Annotated in this window: 15 protein-coding genes, 1 tRNA gene and 1 pseudogene; 9 read left to right on the top strand and 8 right to left on the bottom strand. The window is 66.5% G+C overall.

The features are described from left to right. Nucleotides 1-131: 131 nt before the first annotated feature. The gene (locus AC1DDA_RS09750) at nt 132-398 is read left to right on the top strand and encodes a metal-sensing transcriptional repressor (protein WP_476795589.1); all 267 of its coding nucleotides are present in this window, start codon (nt 132-134) and stop codon (nt 396-398) included. A gap of 18 nt (nt 399-416) precedes the next feature. Then, nucleotides 417-1400: a CDF family Co(II)/Ni(II) efflux transporter DmeF gene (gene dmeF / locus AC1DDA_RS09745; protein WP_476795588.1), complete on the top strand. Its 984-nt coding sequence runs from the start codon at nt 417-419 to the stop codon at nt 1398-1400. A gap of 8 nt (nt 1401-1408) precedes the next feature. On the opposite strand, the gene AC1DDA_RS09740 is transcribed toward dmeF, so the two are convergent. The 5 genes and pseudogenes from AC1DDA_RS09740 to AC1DDA_RS09720 form a co-directional block, all read right to left on the bottom strand. Continuing rightward, on the bottom strand, nt 1409-2401 hold the full coding sequence (locus AC1DDA_RS09740) for a CorA family divalent cation transporter (protein ID WP_441512767.1): 993 nt from the start codon (nt 2399-2401) through the stop codon (nt 1409-1411). A gap of 89 nt (nt 2402-2490) precedes the next feature. Next, nucleotides 2491-3429, bottom strand: a complete 939-nt coding sequence (locus AC1DDA_RS09735) for a glycoside hydrolase family 25 protein (RefSeq protein ID WP_441512766.1) — start codon at nt 3427-3429, stop codon at nt 2491-2493. A 353-nt stretch (nt 3430-3782) separates the two neighbouring features. Further along, nucleotides 3783-4556, bottom strand: a pseudogene (locus AC1DDA_RS09730) (glycoside hydrolase family 25 protein); the annotation flags it as partial. Nucleotides 4557-4774: 218 nt separating this feature from the next. After that, nucleotides 4775-4859, bottom strand: a tRNA-Leu gene (locus tag AC1DDA_RS09725). Between the two features lie 126 nt (nt 4860-4985). Continuing rightward, nucleotides 4986-5255 (bottom strand): FliM/FliN family flagellar motor switch protein, encoded by a 270-nt coding sequence (locus AC1DDA_RS09720; RefSeq protein ID WP_149128694.1) that lies wholly within the window; start codon nt 5253-5255, stop codon nt 4986-4988. Nucleotides 5256-5390: 135 nt separating this feature from the next. On the opposite strand from AC1DDA_RS09720, the gene lipB reads away from it, so the two are divergent. The 3 genes from lipB to AC1DDA_RS09705 all read left to right on the top strand — a co-directional run bounded on the left by lipB (nt 5391) and on the right by AC1DDA_RS09705 (nt 8085). Beyond that, complete coding sequence (gene lipB, locus AC1DDA_RS09715; protein ID WP_476778684.1) at nt 5391-6095, top strand: lipoyl(octanoyl) transferase LipB; 705 nt, start codon at nt 5391-5393, stop codon at nt 6093-6095. A 70-nt stretch (nt 6096-6165) separates the two neighbouring features. Next, nucleotides 6166-6366: a hypothetical protein gene (locus AC1DDA_RS09710; protein ID WP_441512764.1), complete on the top strand. Its 201-nt coding sequence runs from the start codon at nt 6166-6168 to the stop codon at nt 6364-6366. Between the two features lie 111 nt (nt 6367-6477). Beyond that, nucleotides 6478-8085, top strand: a complete 1608-nt coding sequence (locus AC1DDA_RS09705) for a carboxyl transferase domain-containing protein (protein WP_441512763.1) — start codon at nt 6478-6480, stop codon at nt 8083-8085. 15 nt (nt 8086-8100) lie between these two features. Here the strand turns inward: AC1DDA_RS09705 and AC1DDA_RS09700 are convergent, their stop codons facing one another. Then, nucleotides 8101-8571: a hypothetical protein gene (locus tag AC1DDA_RS09700; RefSeq protein WP_476795587.1), complete on the bottom strand. Its 471-nt coding sequence runs from the start codon at nt 8569-8571 to the stop codon at nt 8101-8103. Nucleotides 8572-8730: 159 nt separating this feature from the next. Here AC1DDA_RS09700 and AC1DDA_RS09695 point away from each other — a divergent pair, with 159 nt between their 5' ends. After that, nucleotides 8731-9123, top strand: a complete 393-nt coding sequence (locus tag AC1DDA_RS09695) for a GFA family protein (RefSeq protein WP_476795586.1) — start codon at nt 8731-8733, stop codon at nt 9121-9123. Between the two features lie 120 nt (nt 9124-9243). On the opposite strand, the gene AC1DDA_RS09690 is transcribed toward AC1DDA_RS09695, so the two are convergent. Further along, nucleotides 9244-9909, bottom strand: coding sequence for a hypothetical protein (locus AC1DDA_RS09690; protein WP_476795585.1), 666 nt, complete (start codon nt 9907-9909; stop codon nt 9244-9246). A gap of 184 nt (nt 9910-10093) precedes the next feature. Continuing rightward, nucleotides 10094-11179: a Kelch repeat-containing protein gene (locus AC1DDA_RS09685; protein ID WP_476795584.1), complete on the bottom strand. Its 1086-nt coding sequence runs from the start codon at nt 11177-11179 to the stop codon at nt 10094-10096. Nucleotides 11180-11332: 153 nt separating this feature from the next. Here AC1DDA_RS09685 and AC1DDA_RS09680 point away from each other — a divergent pair, with 153 nt between their 5' ends. From AC1DDA_RS09680 to AC1DDA_RS09670, 3 genes are all read left to right on the top strand, one after another. Continuing rightward, nucleotides 11333-12094: an SDR family oxidoreductase gene (locus tag AC1DDA_RS09680; RefSeq protein ID WP_476795583.1), complete on the top strand. Its 762-nt coding sequence runs from the start codon at nt 11333-11335 to the stop codon at nt 12092-12094. A 142-nt stretch (nt 12095-12236) separates the two neighbouring features. Beyond that, on the top strand, nt 12237-12923 hold the full coding sequence (locus AC1DDA_RS09675) for a cation efflux transmembrane domain-containing protein (protein ID WP_476795582.1): 687 nt from the start codon (nt 12237-12239) through the stop codon (nt 12921-12923). Between the two features lie 36 nt (nt 12924-12959). Continuing rightward, nucleotides 12960-14945 carry an acetyl/propionyl/methylcrotonyl-CoA carboxylase subunit alpha gene (locus AC1DDA_RS09670; RefSeq protein WP_476795581.1) on the top strand — a complete coding sequence of 662 codons (1986 nt, stop codon included), beginning with the start codon at nt 12960-12962 and terminating at the stop codon, nt 14943-14945. Nucleotides 14946-14989: the final 44 nt, after the last annotated feature.

Below are 14989 nucleotides of genomic sequence, written 5' to 3'. Positions count from 1 at the left end.
GTGCGCAGCCGCGCCCGGCGCAGTTTGGCGTCGACGCCACAGTCAGGTCTCGCAGCCGGCATCGGCGGAGCGGCGTTCCAACCGGAATTCAAGGCTTGTACATATCCTATCCAGGGGGATAGGATATGTACATGAGCCTCACGATGGATCCCGACATCATCAACCGCCTGCGCCGCGCGCAGGGGCATCTCGGCACCGTCGTCGGCATGGTCGAGGGGGGCAGGGCAGTGCCCGAGGTGGTGCAGCAGCTCCAGGCGGTCGAGAAGGCGCTGGAGAAGGTCAAGTCGCTGCTCATTTTCGATCATATCGAGCATCATCTGTTCGACCACGCACAGGTCTCGACGCCTGATGCGCGCAAGTCGATCGAGGAGCTCAAGGCCCTCACCAAATATCTCTGACCGCCGCGGAGTAAACCGATGTCGGATGCGAACAGCTTTCCCGCCCAGCACGAGCATGTCTTTCTCGGCAGCGCGCATGACCGCCACGAGAGGCGCACCTGGCTCGTCGTCGGCCTGACGGCAGTGATGATGGTCGCCGAGATCGTGGCCGGTACGGTCTTCGGCTCGATGGCTCTCGTGGCCGATGGCTGGCATATGTCGACCCATGCGGCGGCGCTCGGCATCGCTGCCTTCGCCTATCGCTTCGCGCGCCAGCATGCGCATGACCGCCGCTTCAGCTTCGGAACGGGCAAGCTCGGCGATCTCGCCGCCTTCGCCAGCGCGTTGCTGCTGATGTTCATCGCACTGGCTGTCGCCTGGGAGTCGGCGCTGCGGCTCTACACGCCGATCGCGATCGACTTCACCCAGGCGACGGCGGTTGCCGTGCTCGGGCTTCTGGTCAATCTCGCGAGCGCCTGGCTGCTGAGCGACGGGCACGACCATCACCACGGCCACAGCCATGGCGGCAGCGGGCATCACGGCCACGGGCATGACGACCACCAGCATGGCCATCACCACGCCCATGGCGGTCATGGCGGGGATACCAATCTGCGCGCCGCCTACATGCATGTGCTCGCGGATGCCTTCACCTCGATCCTGGCGATCACGGCGCTGCTCGGCGGCCGCTTCTACGGCTGGGTCTGGCTCGATCCGGCGATGGGCATCGTCGGCGCCTGCGTCATCGCCCATTGGTCGATCGGGCTGCTGCGCAGCTCGGGAGGCGTGCTGCTCGACACGGTACCGGACGAGGAGCTGGCAAAGCGCATCGGAGAGCGGATCGCGGCCGAGGGCGCGGAGGTCGCCGACCTGCATCTCTGGCAGGTTGGGCCGGGCCATCGCAGCGCTATCGTCTCGGTCGTGACCGGCCAGCCCAAGCCGCCCGCGGCCTACAAGGCGCTGCTCGCCGATCTGCCGACGCTCTCGCATGTCACGGTCGAGGTGAACACGCGTTCCGCCGCGTAGGGGCGGGCTCAGTCGCCGATCACGCCGCGGCGGCGCAGCAAGATCAGCGTGAACAGCGCGGCGCAGATGCAGGACAGGGACACGAAGGCGGCGCCGAAATCCGACTCGACCCAGGGCAGTCCCTTCACATTGATGCCGAACAGGCCGGTGATGAAGGTCGCAGGCAGGAAGAGCGCCGTCAGCAGCGAGAGTACGTAGAGCTGCCGGTTGGTGCGGCTGGCCGAGCGGGCGGCGATCTCATCCTGCAACAGCCGGGCGCGGTCCTGTACGGACTGGACATCGTGGTGCAGGCCGTCGATGCGCTGGAGCAACCGCAGGGCTGCCGCCTTGACCGCATCCGGGGCGCTGCGGCCGGACGGCGTCTCGGCGAAGCGGCGGAACAGCACATGCAGGCCGCTGAGCTGCCGGTGCAGGCGGACGGCCGTGCGGCGCACTGCACCGACACGCTGCGGGCCATCATGCAGCCTATCGAGCAGGATGTGATCCTCGACGCTGTCGGTCTCGTCGACGAGGCGGATGACCGCGTCGGTGACGTCGTCGATGATGTATTCGATGATCTGCTCGAACAGCCCGGCCGGGCTCGCGGCCGGCTCGCCGCGATCGAGCGCCTCCGCCGTCATGCGGATCGAGTGCAGCGCCTCGCGGCGTCCGGTCAGCAGGAACCGGTCGCCGACGATCCAGCGCAGCGCGCCGACATCCTCGGATTTGTGGGCGATGTCGCGGATCAGATCGTGCGAGACGCCCCAGGCGAGGTTGGCCGAATGGTCGAGCCGCTGGTGCTGCTCGTGCGAGAGGAACGCTTCCTGGGTCGCGTCCGGCAGGGCCTGCTCGGCGATCCAGCTCTGGGCCCGCGTGTGGACGAGGTCGAGATGGAGCCAGACGAAGCCCTCGGCGGGATTTAGGTCCGGCAGGATGTCGCGCGGAACCCGGCTCGGCAACCCATCCTCATCGAAGCGGTAGGCCCAGATGATGCCGGATTGGGATTGCACGTCGCCGGGCATGGTCTGTTTCCGCTACCGCCGCAGTCTGGCCGGCGGCGCGCCTAAGGGCGCTGCGGATGTGACAGCGACGTGACAGTCGCTATCCCCGGCTAGTTGCGATTGGCGGCCGTGCGCGCAGGCGGGATACGCCCCGGCGGAGCGAATTGAAGCTGCGTTCCGCCCGCAGCCTTCGGCGCGCGGGCGCCGGCCGGTGTCGGCAGTGCCCTCTGTTCGGCAACCTTCGGCTCGCCACCGTGCCACTTGCGCGAACCGATGTCGAAGTGGCCCTTGCGCCAGGCCTCGAACTCGCGCTCGCTGCCGAAGAAGGCGTTGCGATCGACGTCTCCGGAGATGCCGGGCACGCGCCCGGTGGTGGTGAATTGCCAGAATTCCCAACGGTCCCGGGCATAGCGCTTGGCCAGCGGCGCGGCGGTCGAGCGCAGCCAGAAGGGGTGATCCTTGAGTTCGCCCTCCAGCACGTCCTCGTGGAAATTGATGTCGGTATAGATGATCGGCTTCTTGCCGGTGTGCTCGCGCAACCCCTTCAGCATCTCCTCGATCTTGGCGAGCGCCAGCTCGCGCGAGATCTTACGGGTGCATTGCGAGTCGTTCTGCCATTCGACATCGAGGACGGGCGGCAAGGCATCCGGGTCGCGCGGGATATGCTTCTTGATCCAGCGCACCTGGTCCTTCGCGGAACGGCACCACCAGACGAAGTGATAGGCGCTGCGTGGAATGCCGTGCTTTTTCGCCTCGGCCCAGTTGCGCTTGAAGTTGGGGTCGAGATGGTCGCCGCCCTCGGTCGCCTTGATGAAGGCGAAGCGGGTGCCGGCGTCCTTGACCCTGCCCCAGTCGATCTCGCCCTGCCAGCGCGAGACGTCGATGCCCTGGATGACCTTGCGCCGCGCATCGCGGACGCCGTGATGCGGGGCGCTGTCGCCCTTCTTCGGATAGAGAGCCAGTGCCGGCTCGACAAAACAGGTCAGAAGCGCCGCTAGGGCAAGGGCTCCAAGCCCGGTCCGTCCGCTGGTCAGCTTGCCCGCTGGCATGTGTCTCTCCCGCATCACAGGTCCAGATGGCGGGAGCGTGGTTAAGCAGCGGTTAGAATTGCCGCGCAATCTAGCGAAGAGTTTCAGCCTTGGTTAACCGCCGGGCTGGCGGGCCCTCAATCGTCGAGGTCGGAGTCCTGAGCCGCCCTCGCAGCCATGCGGCTCGGCTGGAAGGCGGAGGCGACTGGAGGAGCGCTGCCCGGGATGCGCGCGACCGGCACGTCGCTCGGCACGTCCGGTGCCGGCAGCGGGGCCTGGCCGGGGACGGGAGCCGGCGAGGGGGCTTGCTGAAGCGCAGGAGCCGCCGCGGGTTGCGGGGCGGCCTCCCGCTTGTCCCAACGCCGCATGCCGATGTCGTATTCGCCGCGCAGCCAGCCGGCGAACTGGCTCTCTGTGCCGAAGAATGCGTTGCGGTCGACGTCGCCCTTGATGCCGGGCACGCGGCCGGTGGTGGTGAACTGCCAGAAGCCCCAGGTGCGGTTGTTGTAGCGCACTTCCGGCAGGGCCGCGGTCGAGCGGATCCAGTAGGGGTACTCGTTGAACTGGCCTTCCAGCACCTCGCGGTGGAAGGTGATGTCCGTGTAGATCACAGGCTTCTTGCCGGTGAGCTGCTCCAGCTCTCGCAGCATCAGCTGGATCTTCTCGCGCGCCAGCTCGCGGTCGATCTTCTGTGGGCAGGTGCGGGAGTGCCCGTTCCATTCGACGTCGAGCACTGGCGGGAGCGCATCGGCATCGTTGGGAATCTGCTGCTTGAACCAGACCGCCTGCTCATGCGCCGGACGGCACCAGTAGACGAAATGGTAGGCGCCGCGGGGGATGCCGGCGCGGCGCGCACCCTCCCAGTTGCGCTGGAAGGCCGGATCGACATGGTCTCCGCCCTCTGTCGCCTTCATGTAGACGAAACGGGTGCCGGCCGCCTTGACCGAGGCCCAGTCGATATCGCCCTGCCAGCGCGAGATGTCGATGCCGTGGATCGGATAGCTATGTGCCGCGGCAACACCGGGATGAGGGCGCGCATCGCCCTTCGACGGATAGTTGTCGAGCGCCACGCAGCCACCAAGGGCCGCGACAGCGGCGGCAGCCAGAAAGGGCAGGATGCGGGAGAACTGCATGCGATGGGAGTTCATGTCGGGGAGAATTGCGGAGAATGCTTGACGGCCGGTTTACGTTACCAAAGTTCCGCCGTCTGTCAGCCCAATCCGCGGCAGCTCCGTGATCCGGCCGTTCGGCGCCGTCGATTCGCTGTTGCCGCGGAAAGCAAGGTTCTTGCGGTAACGCCTTACGATGGCCTGGAAACACGAAAAGGCGACCCGAAGGTCGCCTTTCGCTGGACACCGTCCGAATTTGGTGCGGTCGAGAGGACTCGAACCTCCACGGGTCTCCCCGCTACCACCTCAAGGTAGTGCGTCTACCAATTCCGCCACGACCGCAGCTCGGTTCCGGTTGCGGGCGGTGCAACCAGGGAGCGGCGCCGATCTAGCAAATCGAATCCGCTGCCACAAGAGCGTCACTGTGGAAAAACGAGCGATATCGAATTTTCCCCAGAATGGGCCGCTTCAGGCGGCTTCGGCGACGCTCTGCAGGGTGTAGATCGTCGGGCGCTTCAGCATCTGGGTGATCTCGACGGAGATCCTCGCGCCGCTGACGACGACGATTCCCTTGGCGAAGGGGTGATTGTTCGCGAGAATCTGGACTTCGTCGGTCTCGCTGGCGTTGAGCTCGATGATGGCGCCGCGGCCGAGTCGCAGCAGCTTGTAGATCGGCATCTGGGTCTGCCCCAGCACGACAGTGAGCTCGACGGGAACGAGATCGAGATCGGCCTTCAAGTCCTGCCTCCGGAACCTTACTTCAGAATTGGACCAGCAAAACTTGCCTGCCTGCCGGTTTTCGGCGCATCAGGCTTGCCGAGGTCGCGCCGGATGTCGCCAGCCTGGAAAGATTGAACGGAACATGGTTAAGCCATGGTGAAGATGCGTGAGGAACTGGCCGTCTCCTTCCTGCCGGAAGCAGGCTCCGAGCCGGTCGAATGGGTCGTGGCCGAGGGACTGACCGGCTATGACGAGGCCGTCGCCGAGATGGAACTGCGTGCCGGCCTGATCGCCGACGGCAAGGCCCGCGAGCGCGTCTGGCTGGTCGAACATCCGCCGCTCTACACGGCCGGCACCTCGGCGCGCGACGAGGATCTGATCGCGCCGGAGCGTTTCCCGGTGTTTCGGTCGGGGCGGGGCGGGCAGTTCACCTATCACGGCCCCGGCCAGCGCGTGGCCTATGTCATGCTCGACCTGAAGCGGCGCCAGCCGGATCTGCGCCGCTTCGTCGCGGCGCTCGAAGGCTGGCTGATCGGCGCGCTCGGCGATTTCAACATCCGCGGAGAGCGGCGCGAGGACCGCGTCGGCGTCTGGGTGCGCCGGCCGGAGAAGGGCGCTGATATCGAGGACAAGATCGCCGCGATCGGCATCCGCGTGCGACGCTGGGTCTCGTTCCACGGCATCTCGCTCAATGTCGAGCCGGACCTTTCCCATTTCGACGGAATCGTGCCCTGCGGCGTCAGCCAGCATGGCGTGACCTCCCTCGTCGATCTCGGCCTGCCGGTGACGATGCCGGAGGCCGATTCGATGCTGCGCGAAGCCTTCGAGCGGGTGTTCGGGCCGACAGTCTTGGTCTGATTTACCAGTCGTTAGCCATGCCAAACCCATCCTCGGTATGGGGACTGGGCCAAAAGCATGGGGACGACTGATGCGTGTTTTCCTTTTCGCCGGTAGCTTCGCCGTGTTGCTGGCAGCCTGCAACACGACGGACCAGCGCATTGCCGGCGCTGCCGCTGGAGCGGGAGCCGGGGCGATCGTCGGCGGACCGATCGGCGCGGTCGCCGGAGGTGCGATCGGCGCCGTCGCGGCGCCTTCCGTAACCGGATCGATCAACAAGATGAGCGAGTGAACGCAAGCGCCCGGCGCGTGCCCGGCCGCGTCCGGGTGTCCGTGCCGGTTGGCGTTTTCGATAGGGCGCGCCATAACCTCGGGCCAAGGATTGTCGTGAGGGAGCGCGCCCGTGCCTGTCATCGAGAGCAAGGTCGATCTGAATTCGGCCGAAACGCGCGCCAATGCCGAAGCCTGGGCCGGCCTGCGCGACGAGCTGCAGGAGCGGCGCGCGACGGCTGCGCTCGGCGGCAATGCCAAGTCCCGCGAGCGCCATACCTCCCGCGGAAAACTGCTTCCTCGGGAACGCGTGCTGCGCCTGACCGACCCCGGCTCGGCCTTCCTCGAGATCGGCTCGCTCGCTGCCTTCGGCATGTATGAGGGCGATGTCCATGCCGCCGGCATGATCGCCGGTATCGGTCGTGTCGCGGGGCGGGAATGCATGATCGTCTGCAACGATGCGACGATCAAAGGCGGCACCTACTACCCGATGACGGTGAAGAAGCATCTGCGGGCGCAGGAGATCGCGCGCGAGAACCGGTTGCCCTGCATCTACCTCGTCGATTCCGGCGGCGCGAACCTGCCGCATCAGACCGAGGTCTTTCCTGACCGCGAGCATTTCGGCCGCATCTTCTACAATCAGGCGACGCTCTCGGCCGAAGGCATTCCGCAGGTCGCGGTCGTGATGGGCTCCTGCACCGCGGGCGGCGCCTATGTGCCGGCAATGTCGGACGAGACGGTCATCGTCAGGAAGCAGGGCACGATCTTCCTGGGCGGCCCGCCGCTGGTGAAGGCCGCGACCGGTGAGGTCGTCTCGGCCGAGGATCTGGGCGGCGCCGATGTCCATGCGCGGCTGTCGGGTGTCGCCGACCATTATGCCGGCGACGATACCCATGCGCTCGCCATCGCCCGGCGCATCGCCGGCAATCTCAACAGCGTGAAGCGGCCGGACATCGACATCGCCGAGCCGGTCGAGCCGCTCTACGACCCCGCCGAGTTGGAAGCCGTCGTCCCGACCGACCTCAAGAAGCAGTACGATATCCGCGAGGTGATCGCCCGCCTCGTCGACGGCTCGGAGTTCGACGAGTTCAAGAAGCTCTACGGCACGACGTTGGTGACAGGCTTTGCCCGCATCCACGGCATCCCGGTCGGCATCATCGCCAATAACGGCATCCTGTTCTCGGAAAGTGCGCTGAAGGGAGCGCATTTCATCGAGCTCTGCTGCCAGCGGCGCATCCCGCTGCTCTTCCTGCAGAACATCACCGGCTTCATGGTCGGCCGCGACGTTGAGACACGCGGCATCGCCAAGGACGGAGCCAAACTTGTCACGGCGGTAGCCTCGGCGCGGGTGCCGAAGATCACGGTGCTGGTCGGCGGCTCCTTCGGTGCCGGCAATTACGGCATGTGCGGAAGGGCCTATTCGCCGCGTTTCCTGTTCACCTGGCCGAATTCGCGGATATCGGTGATGGGCGGCGAGCAGGCGGCGAGCGTGCTTGCGACGGTGCGCCGCGACAATATCGAGGCCGAGGGCAAGAGCTGGCCTGCGGCCGATGAGGAAGCGTTCAAGGCGCCGATCCGTAGCAGATACGAGGAGGAGGGCTCGCCCTATTTCGCGACAGCCCGGCTCTGGGACGACGGCATCATCCTGCCCTCGGAGACGCGCCGGGTGCTGGCGTTGGCTTTCTCCGCCACGCTCAATGCCGATGTGCCCGAGACGAAGTTCGGCGTTTTCCGGATGTGAGGGGCGCAGCCCGCCTCAGCGCAATTCGATCTTCGTGACCTCGAAGACGGCGCGCGCGCCGCGCTTGTCACCGGGGGCGACGAGGCGCCAGCCTCCGTCGAGCGGCCTGCCGTCCACGGCAGTGACAAGGATCAAGGGCAGGCCGCCGAAATCGGGGTGGATCTCGCCGATCGAGAAGGCGATCTGATAGCCGTCCTGGGCACTCACGAGGAACGTCTTCCTCAACTGGTCGGCGAGCTTGAGGCCGTCGAGTGCCTTGTTCGCCTGCAGCACATCCCAGAACAGCACGCCCTTGTAGCGATGCGTCGCCGGCCCCTTCGAGGTTTCGAACGTCACGTCGCGTTCCACGGCCGGCAGGCTGGCGAGGGATCCCGGCGAGAGCCGGATCGCAGCCGCTCCGATACCCGCGAGTTCGAGGACGGGCTCCTGAGCGCGCGCGAGCGGAGCCGTCAGTATGACGAGCAGGATCAGCAGGATGCGGAGCAAGGCGGGTGGCCTCCTTGGAATATCGCCAGCACGAGGGCATCGTTTGACACGCCTGTCGATAGCTGTCGCTTTTGGCGCTGAGGGCTGGCGCGAGCTGCACCAACGCTCGACGATGCTGATCATCGGCATCTAGATCATCTGATTTCGTGGAGGCGCGGCATGGACCGATTCACCGCTAGTTGCCGCTGCGGAGACGTTCGCATCGTGGCCTCGGGGCGCCCCTATCGGGTCGGCATTTGTCACTGCTTCGATTGCCGCAAACATCACGGAGCGCTGTTTCACGCTTCCGCGGTGTTCCCTCAGGAGGCGGTGACGATTGCCGGCGAGACCCGCGACTATGCCGGCCGGTTCTTCTGTCCCCGCTGCGGCTCGCCGGTTTTCGCCCGCAGCGGCGATGAAGTCGAGGTGAACCTGGGATCCCTCGATGCCCCCGACCAACTGGTGCCGACCTACGAGCTCTGGACCGTCCGCCGCGAATCCTGGCTGCCGCCGTTTCCATTCAAGCGACGATATGAGCGCGATCGGGATGCCACGGGCCGCTACGAGGAATAGCGAGCGCGCTGTGAGGCGACCGCGCGATGCGCGGCCCGGAAGGCGCCGAATTCCGCGGTGCCGTCCGCGCGACGGCACCAATCGTCGGTGGTGACCCTCGGCGGTCGCTGCGTGATCGCGTCAGTTGGTCGCGAAGCAGTAGAAGCGGCCGGCGCCGCCCGTGCTTTTCAGAGCATCCTGGCTGCAGCCGCCGCGAGAGAGATGCGCCATGTTCCAGGATTTCGCAGGCGGCGATTGATCGAGCCCAGTGCGGTCATGGTGACCCATCATCACCGCTCCCTCCGTGCCGCTCCTGGTGTAGTTGCCGCAGGTGCGGTCCTCGCCCGGACCGAATGCCGTGCCGTCAGCCTGCGAGCCCGTCAGCATATCATGCTCATTGGGCCTGTCGCCGATGCCGTTTACGATTTCGCCTTTCTCAGTCAGCGCGGTCTGCTTGGTGAGATTCGCTGCAGCACCATGCAGGTCAGCAACGCTGCCGGCGATGACGGCTCCCTTGGCATTACGCCAGGGACCGGCGCCGATGCGATCACGCGCATTGACGGCAGCCACACCAGCACTCGCCTGCGTCGACAAATAGGCTCGCCAAGTCTTGCCGCCGGCGCCAACCGCCTGGGCGAGGCGCTGGCAAATCGCATCTGCACCCTCGATGCCACCGAGATCAGCTCCCTTGCCGGACCCCGCACTGGTGACGAAAAAACTCATCTCTGCTGTCTGGGCTTTAGCCACACCGCCGGCCAGTGCCAGCAGCCCGACGGCCGCGGCAAGCGTAACGCATCTTGTGCCCATGGTTGGTCCTCCCATCGTCTTCCGTGCTGTTGGATACGTGGTCGTCCGGTTGCTCCTCCAAATCCGCGGCCGGTCCAAAATTACTTTAACACGACTGCATTCCGAGAGAGGAACCCCCGCCGAATTCTGCTTCGCCAACGACCCACGGTGCCGTTCGGGCCGGGTTCGCCTCGCTTGCGGGGCTTCAGCCCAGCGTGAAGGCTTCGTGCACGGCGCTCTTCACGCCGCCGCCCATGATCGGGCCGCCGCCAGCGACGTGGATCGCATCGCCGACCACCGCCGCGCCGAGGCCATGGCGGGGCGTCAGCATCGGCGCGTACTGCTCCCAGCTGTCGGCCGCAGGATCATACGCTTCCATCTGGCCAAAGACGCGGTTGGTGCCCTCTCCGCCCATCACGAAGACCTTGCCGCGATAGAGCACGGCGCCATGGCCGGAGCGGGCGGTCGGCAGGGGCGAGCGCATCGCCCATTTGTCCGTCGTCGGATCATAAGCGTGGTGCAGGTTCGAGTTGGTGTGGAAGGAATCGACGCGCCCGCCGATGACGTGGATGAGTTTGCCGATAGCGAGCGTGCCGGTGTGGTCGCGCGCCGTGGGCATGGGCGTGCGCCTGTCCCAGCGATCGGTTTTCGGTTCGTAGGTCAGGTGCCGGTCGATCGACTTCTTGGTGTCGAAGGTGTCGCCGATGGCGCCGCCGATGACATGGAGCCGGCCATTCAGCCCGATGACGGCGGCCGAGCCGACCGCGGCCGGTGACGAGGCGATCTCGGCCCAGCGATCGGTCTTAGGATCATAGACGAAACAGCGCGGATGCGGCTTGCGGTTCTGCTCGAGGAAGCCGCCGATGGCGTAGAGCTTGCCGTCGAGGAAGGCGACGCCGACATGGTTGGCGCCGAGCGGGAGTGGCGCGGCGTCGCTCCAGTGATCGGACACCGCCTCGTAGACATGGTGATAGGGCCGGTCGACGCGCTGCTCGGCGTAGCCGCCGACGATATGCATCTTGTCCTCGAAGGCAGTCGCCCAGGCCATCTCGGAGCGCGGCAGCGGCAGCGGCGCCTTCGGGCTCCAGCGGCCGGGCGAGGCGGCTTTCGGTGCCGGCGAGTCGAAGACGTTCTGCGCGGCGGCAAGCGCGGGCTTCTCGATCCGCCCGGGCTGGGTGAGCCGCTCGTATTGCGGGCCGTGGTGCTCATGACCCGGCTGCTGGGCGAGCGCCGGCCCGGCGAGCGCGGCGGCGCCAGCAGCCAGCAGATGGCGGCGGTTCAGGCTGGTCATCGCGTCGTCCTCCCGACTACAACGATAAGGCAGAGCCGGCGGGCGGCAAGCGCATGCAACGCGAATGGCTGCGCAGTTCCCCCGAGCCGTCGCCGTCGCTATGGTCGTGCGCCATATCAAACGATTTAGGCCGCAGGAAACACGAGGAAGCGCATGTCTGGGCATAACAAGGTCGCGATCATCACCGGAGCTGGCTCGGGCGTGGGGCGGTCGGTCGCCATCGCCTTCCTGAAGGACGGCTACCGCACCGTGCTGGCCGGGCGCCGGGTCGATGCGCTGGAGGAGACGATCGCGCTCTCCGGCGTCGACAAGGGCCGCGCACTGGCGGTCTCGACCGATGTGACCGACAAGGCCTCGGTCGAGAGCTTGTTCAAGAAGACGAAGGAGGCCTTCGGCCGGGTCGACGTTCTCTTCAACAATGCCGGCGTCAATGCGCCGGGCGGGGTCCTGCTGGAGGACCTCTCGCTGGAGGACTGGCAGAAGGTCGTCGACACCAACCTGACCGGCCCCTTCCTATGCACCCAGGCCGCCTTCAATGCGATGAAGAGCCAGGAGCCACGCGGCGGGCGCATCATCAATAACGGCTCGATCTCGGCCCAGGTACCGCGGCCGAACTCGGCCGCCTACACCGCGACCAAGCACGCGATCTCCGGCCTGACCAAGACCGCCTCGCTCGATGGGCGCAAATACGACATCGCGGTCGGCCAGGTCGATATCGGCAATGCGCTGACCGACATGGCCAAGAAGATGACGACCGGCGTGCCGCAGGCCGACGGCTCGATCAAGGTGGAGCCGGTTATGGATGTTGACCACGTCGCGACCACGGTACTGCATATGGCCGGGCTGCCGCTCGACGCGAACATCCTCTTCGTCACGGTGATGGCGACCAAGGCGCCGCTCGTCGGGCGTGGGTGATCGGGCAGGTCCGTCATGCCCGGGCTTGACCCGAGCATCTCGTCCAGATGGATGATGAGATTCTCGGGGCTCCGCGGATTTTATCCTTGGGCCGACCAAAGGTCGGACCCAGGGGCTGCGCCCGAGAATGACGGGAGGCCGCATGGCGGCAATCGAGAATGCCCCTGACGTCGCCGCGGGCCTCGGAACGGAGCCCACCGTGGCTCGCGCCTATACGCTGACCATCTGGGGCATCGCGCTCGGCATCCTCCTGCAGGCGGTGGCGACTGTCGTCTGGGCGCTCGCCATCGGCAATGCCCAACTGTTCAAGGACGGCGTCGACTGGGTCTACGATGTCGCGCTTTACGGCATCGCCGCGCTGGTCTTCGGCCGGGACGCACGGGCCGAGCGACTGGCGGCCATCGCGATCGGCGCCGTCATGGCTGTCGCCGGGTTGCACACCCTCTACGATCTCTGGGACAAGATCGTCCGGCCGCGACCGATCGAGATCTGGACGCTCGGCTTCGCGGCGGCGAGCGCCATCGTCATCGCGCTCATCGTCATTGCCGTGCTCTGGCGGTTCCGCCGCGAGGACAATCCGGTGATCAAGGCGACCTGGCTGTCGAGCCGCAACGATGCGATCTCGACGACCGGCTTCGCGCTGGTCGGGCTCGCCGCCCGCATCGCGCCGGTGCGCTGGCCGGAATATCTGTTCGATCTCGTCGTCGCAGGGATCTGCTTCCAGGCGACATGGGCGATCTGGCGCTCGCTGCGGCGGCGCGCGGGGTCGGAAGCGGCCCAGCCCGGTTTGCACAACAAGGCGCAGACAGAAGCGGCGGGCGGGCTATAAAGGCGAAAAGCCAAGGATGCTGCCGAGGACGCTTCCATGACGATCGCCGCCAAGCTGCCCTCCATCCTGATCGCCAATCGCGGCGAGATCGCCTGCCGGGTGATCCGCACCGCGCAGCGGCTGGGCCTACGCACCATCGCAGTCTACTCGGATGCCGATGAAGAGGCGCTGTTCGTGCAGATGGCTGATGAGGTCTACCATATCGGCCCGGCGCCAGCCGGCGAGAGCTATCTCGACGCGGCCAAGATTCTCGCGGTGGCGAAGGAGGCCAGCGCTGCCTGCATTCATCCCGGCTACGGCTTCCTCTCGGAGAATGCCGATTTCGCGGATGCCTGTGCCAAGGCCGGTATCGTCTTCGTCGGCCCGCCCGCCTCCGCAATCCGGGCGATGGGATTGAAGGACGCCGCCAAGGCGCTGGTCGAGAAGGCCGATGTGCCGGTCGTGCCGGGCTATCACGGCGCCGAGCAGGATGCCGGGTTTCTGGCGAAGGAGGCCGAGCGCATCGGCTACCCCGTTCTGATCAAGGCGGTTGCCGGCGGCGGCGGCAAGGGCATGAAGAAGGTCGAGCGGGCGGAGGACTTTGCGGACGCCCTGACCAGCGCCCAGCGCGAAGGCAAGAATGCCTTCGGCGATGCGCGCGTGCTGGTCGAGAAATACGTGCTCTCGCCGCGCCATGTCGAAATCCAGGTCTTCGGCGACGGCCACGGCAATGTCGTCCACCTCTATGAGCGCGACTGCTCGCTGCAGCGTCGCCACCAGAAGGTGATCGAGGAAGCGCCGGCGCCGGGCATGACGGATGAGGTACGTGCCGCGATGGGCAAGGCGGCGACGGAGGCGGCGAGGGCGGTCGGCTATGTCGGGGCCGGCACGGTGGAGTTCATCGCCGATGGCCGCGACGGGCTCCGGGCCGATCGCTTCTATTTCATGGAGATGAATACGCGTCTGCAGGTCGAGCATCCCGTCACGGAGGCGATCACCGGGCTCGATCTGGTCGAGTTGCAACTCAAGGTCGCGGCGGGCGAGCCGCTCGGCTTCACGCAGGACGACGTCTCGGCCAAGGGACATGCCGTCGAGGCGCGGCTCTATGCGGAGGACCCGGAGAAGGGCTTCCTGCCTTCGACCGGAAAGCTCTGGGCGCTGCAATTCCCGGAGGGCGAGGGCATCCGCATCGACACCGGCGTCGAGGCCGGCGATACGGTGACGCCGTTCTACGACCCGATGATCGCCAAGGTGATCGCCCATGGCGCTACCCGCGACGAGGCGCTCGACCGGCTCTGTGCGGCGCTGGGCGAGACGATCGTCGCCGGTCCGCGCACCAATCTCGCCTTCTTGAAGAAATTGACCGAGGCGCAGGGCTTCCGGGCCGGGCCGTTCGATACCGGCTTCATCGATCGCAATATCAGCGCGCTCGGCGCCGAGCCGCAGCCGCTCGATGCGGCGGCGGTGGCGGCGGCCGCCCTGCAACTCGAGGAGGAGCGGCAGGAGGCCGGCATGATCGAGGCGGCCGGACGGGCGGAGGGCGAGTCACGCTCGCCCTGGCTTGACCCGGACGCCTTCTCGCTGATGCCGCGCCAGCCGCTGGGGCTGCCCTTGCTCGTCGATGGCGAGCGCATCGAAGCGCAGATCGAATGGCATGGCGAGGACGCTCGCGTCAGCCTGCCGGGCCACGAGATCGGCGAAGGCGAGCACGAGATCGCGCTGGCCGAAGGCGAGGGCGGTACGTGGTTTGCGCTGCATCGCGGCCGCCAGACGGCGGTGTCCCTGTTCGATCCCTTCAAGGTCGATCTCGAGGCGGCCGCCGGTTCGGGCGGCGTGGTCAAGGCGCCGATGCATGGCAAGCTGGTGGCTCTCTTCGTGGCGCCCGGCGAGGCGGTGACCAAGGGCCAGCGGCTCGCCATCGTCGAGGCGATGAAGATGGAGCATGTGCTGACCGCGCCGCGCGACGGCACCGTCAGCGAAGTCGCAGGCGAGCCCGGTGCGCAGGTGGCAGAAGGTGCGAAGGTGGTTGTGATCGGCGAATAGCTGAATCGGCGGAATCGCTTGCGGGCGTTTCTTTTGATTCTGAT

This window comes from Allobosea sp. 10N428 (assembly GCF_056394545.1).
The sequence above is the reverse complement of the archived record's forward strand: the minus strand, read 5'-3'. Positions and strand labels throughout refer to the sequence as shown.

What these genes read in the sequence shown, in the direction of transcription:
- AC1DDA_RS09750 (WP_476795589.1), top strand. Translation starts at nt 132, where the DNA reads ATGAGCCTCACGATGGATCCCGACATCATCAACCGCCTGCGCCGCGCG.
- dmeF (WP_476795588.1), top strand. Translation starts at nt 417, where the DNA reads ATGTCGGATGCGAACAGCTTTCCCGCCCAGCACGAGCATGTCTTTCTC.
- AC1DDA_RS09740 (WP_441512767.1), bottom strand. Translation starts at nt 2,401, where the DNA reads ATGCCCGGCGACGTGCAATCCCAATCCGGCATCATCTGGGCCTACCGC.
- AC1DDA_RS09735 (WP_441512766.1), bottom strand. Translation starts at nt 3,429, where the DNA reads ATGCCAGCGGGCAAGCTGACCAGCGGACGGACCGGGCTTGGAGCCCTT.
- lipB (WP_476778684.1), top strand. Translation starts at nt 5,391, where the DNA reads ATGGTGAAGATGCGTGAGGAACTGGCCGTCTCCTTCCTGCCGGAAGCA.
- AC1DDA_RS09710 (WP_441512764.1), top strand. Translation starts at nt 6,166, where the DNA reads ATGCGTGTTTTCCTTTTCGCCGGTAGCTTCGCCGTGTTGCTGGCAGCC.
- AC1DDA_RS09695 (WP_476795586.1), top strand. Translation starts at nt 8,731, where the DNA reads ATGGACCGATTCACCGCTAGTTGCCGCTGCGGAGACGTTCGCATCGTG.
- AC1DDA_RS09690 (WP_476795585.1), bottom strand. Translation starts at nt 9,909, where the DNA reads ATGGGCACAAGATGCGTTACGCTTGCCGCGGCCGTCGGGCTGCTGGCA.
- AC1DDA_RS09685 (WP_476795584.1), bottom strand. Translation starts at nt 11,179, where the DNA reads ATGACCAGCCTGAACCGCCGCCATCTGCTGGCTGCTGGCGCCGCCGCG.
- AC1DDA_RS09680 (WP_476795583.1), top strand. Translation starts at nt 11,333, where the DNA reads ATGTCTGGGCATAACAAGGTCGCGATCATCACCGGAGCTGGCTCGGGC.
- AC1DDA_RS09675 (WP_476795582.1), top strand. Translation starts at nt 12,237, where the DNA reads ATGGCGGCAATCGAGAATGCCCCTGACGTCGCCGCGGGCCTCGGAACG.
- AC1DDA_RS09670 (WP_476795581.1), top strand. Translation starts at nt 12,960, where the DNA reads ATGACGATCGCCGCCAAGCTGCCCTCCATCCTGATCGCCAATCGCGGC.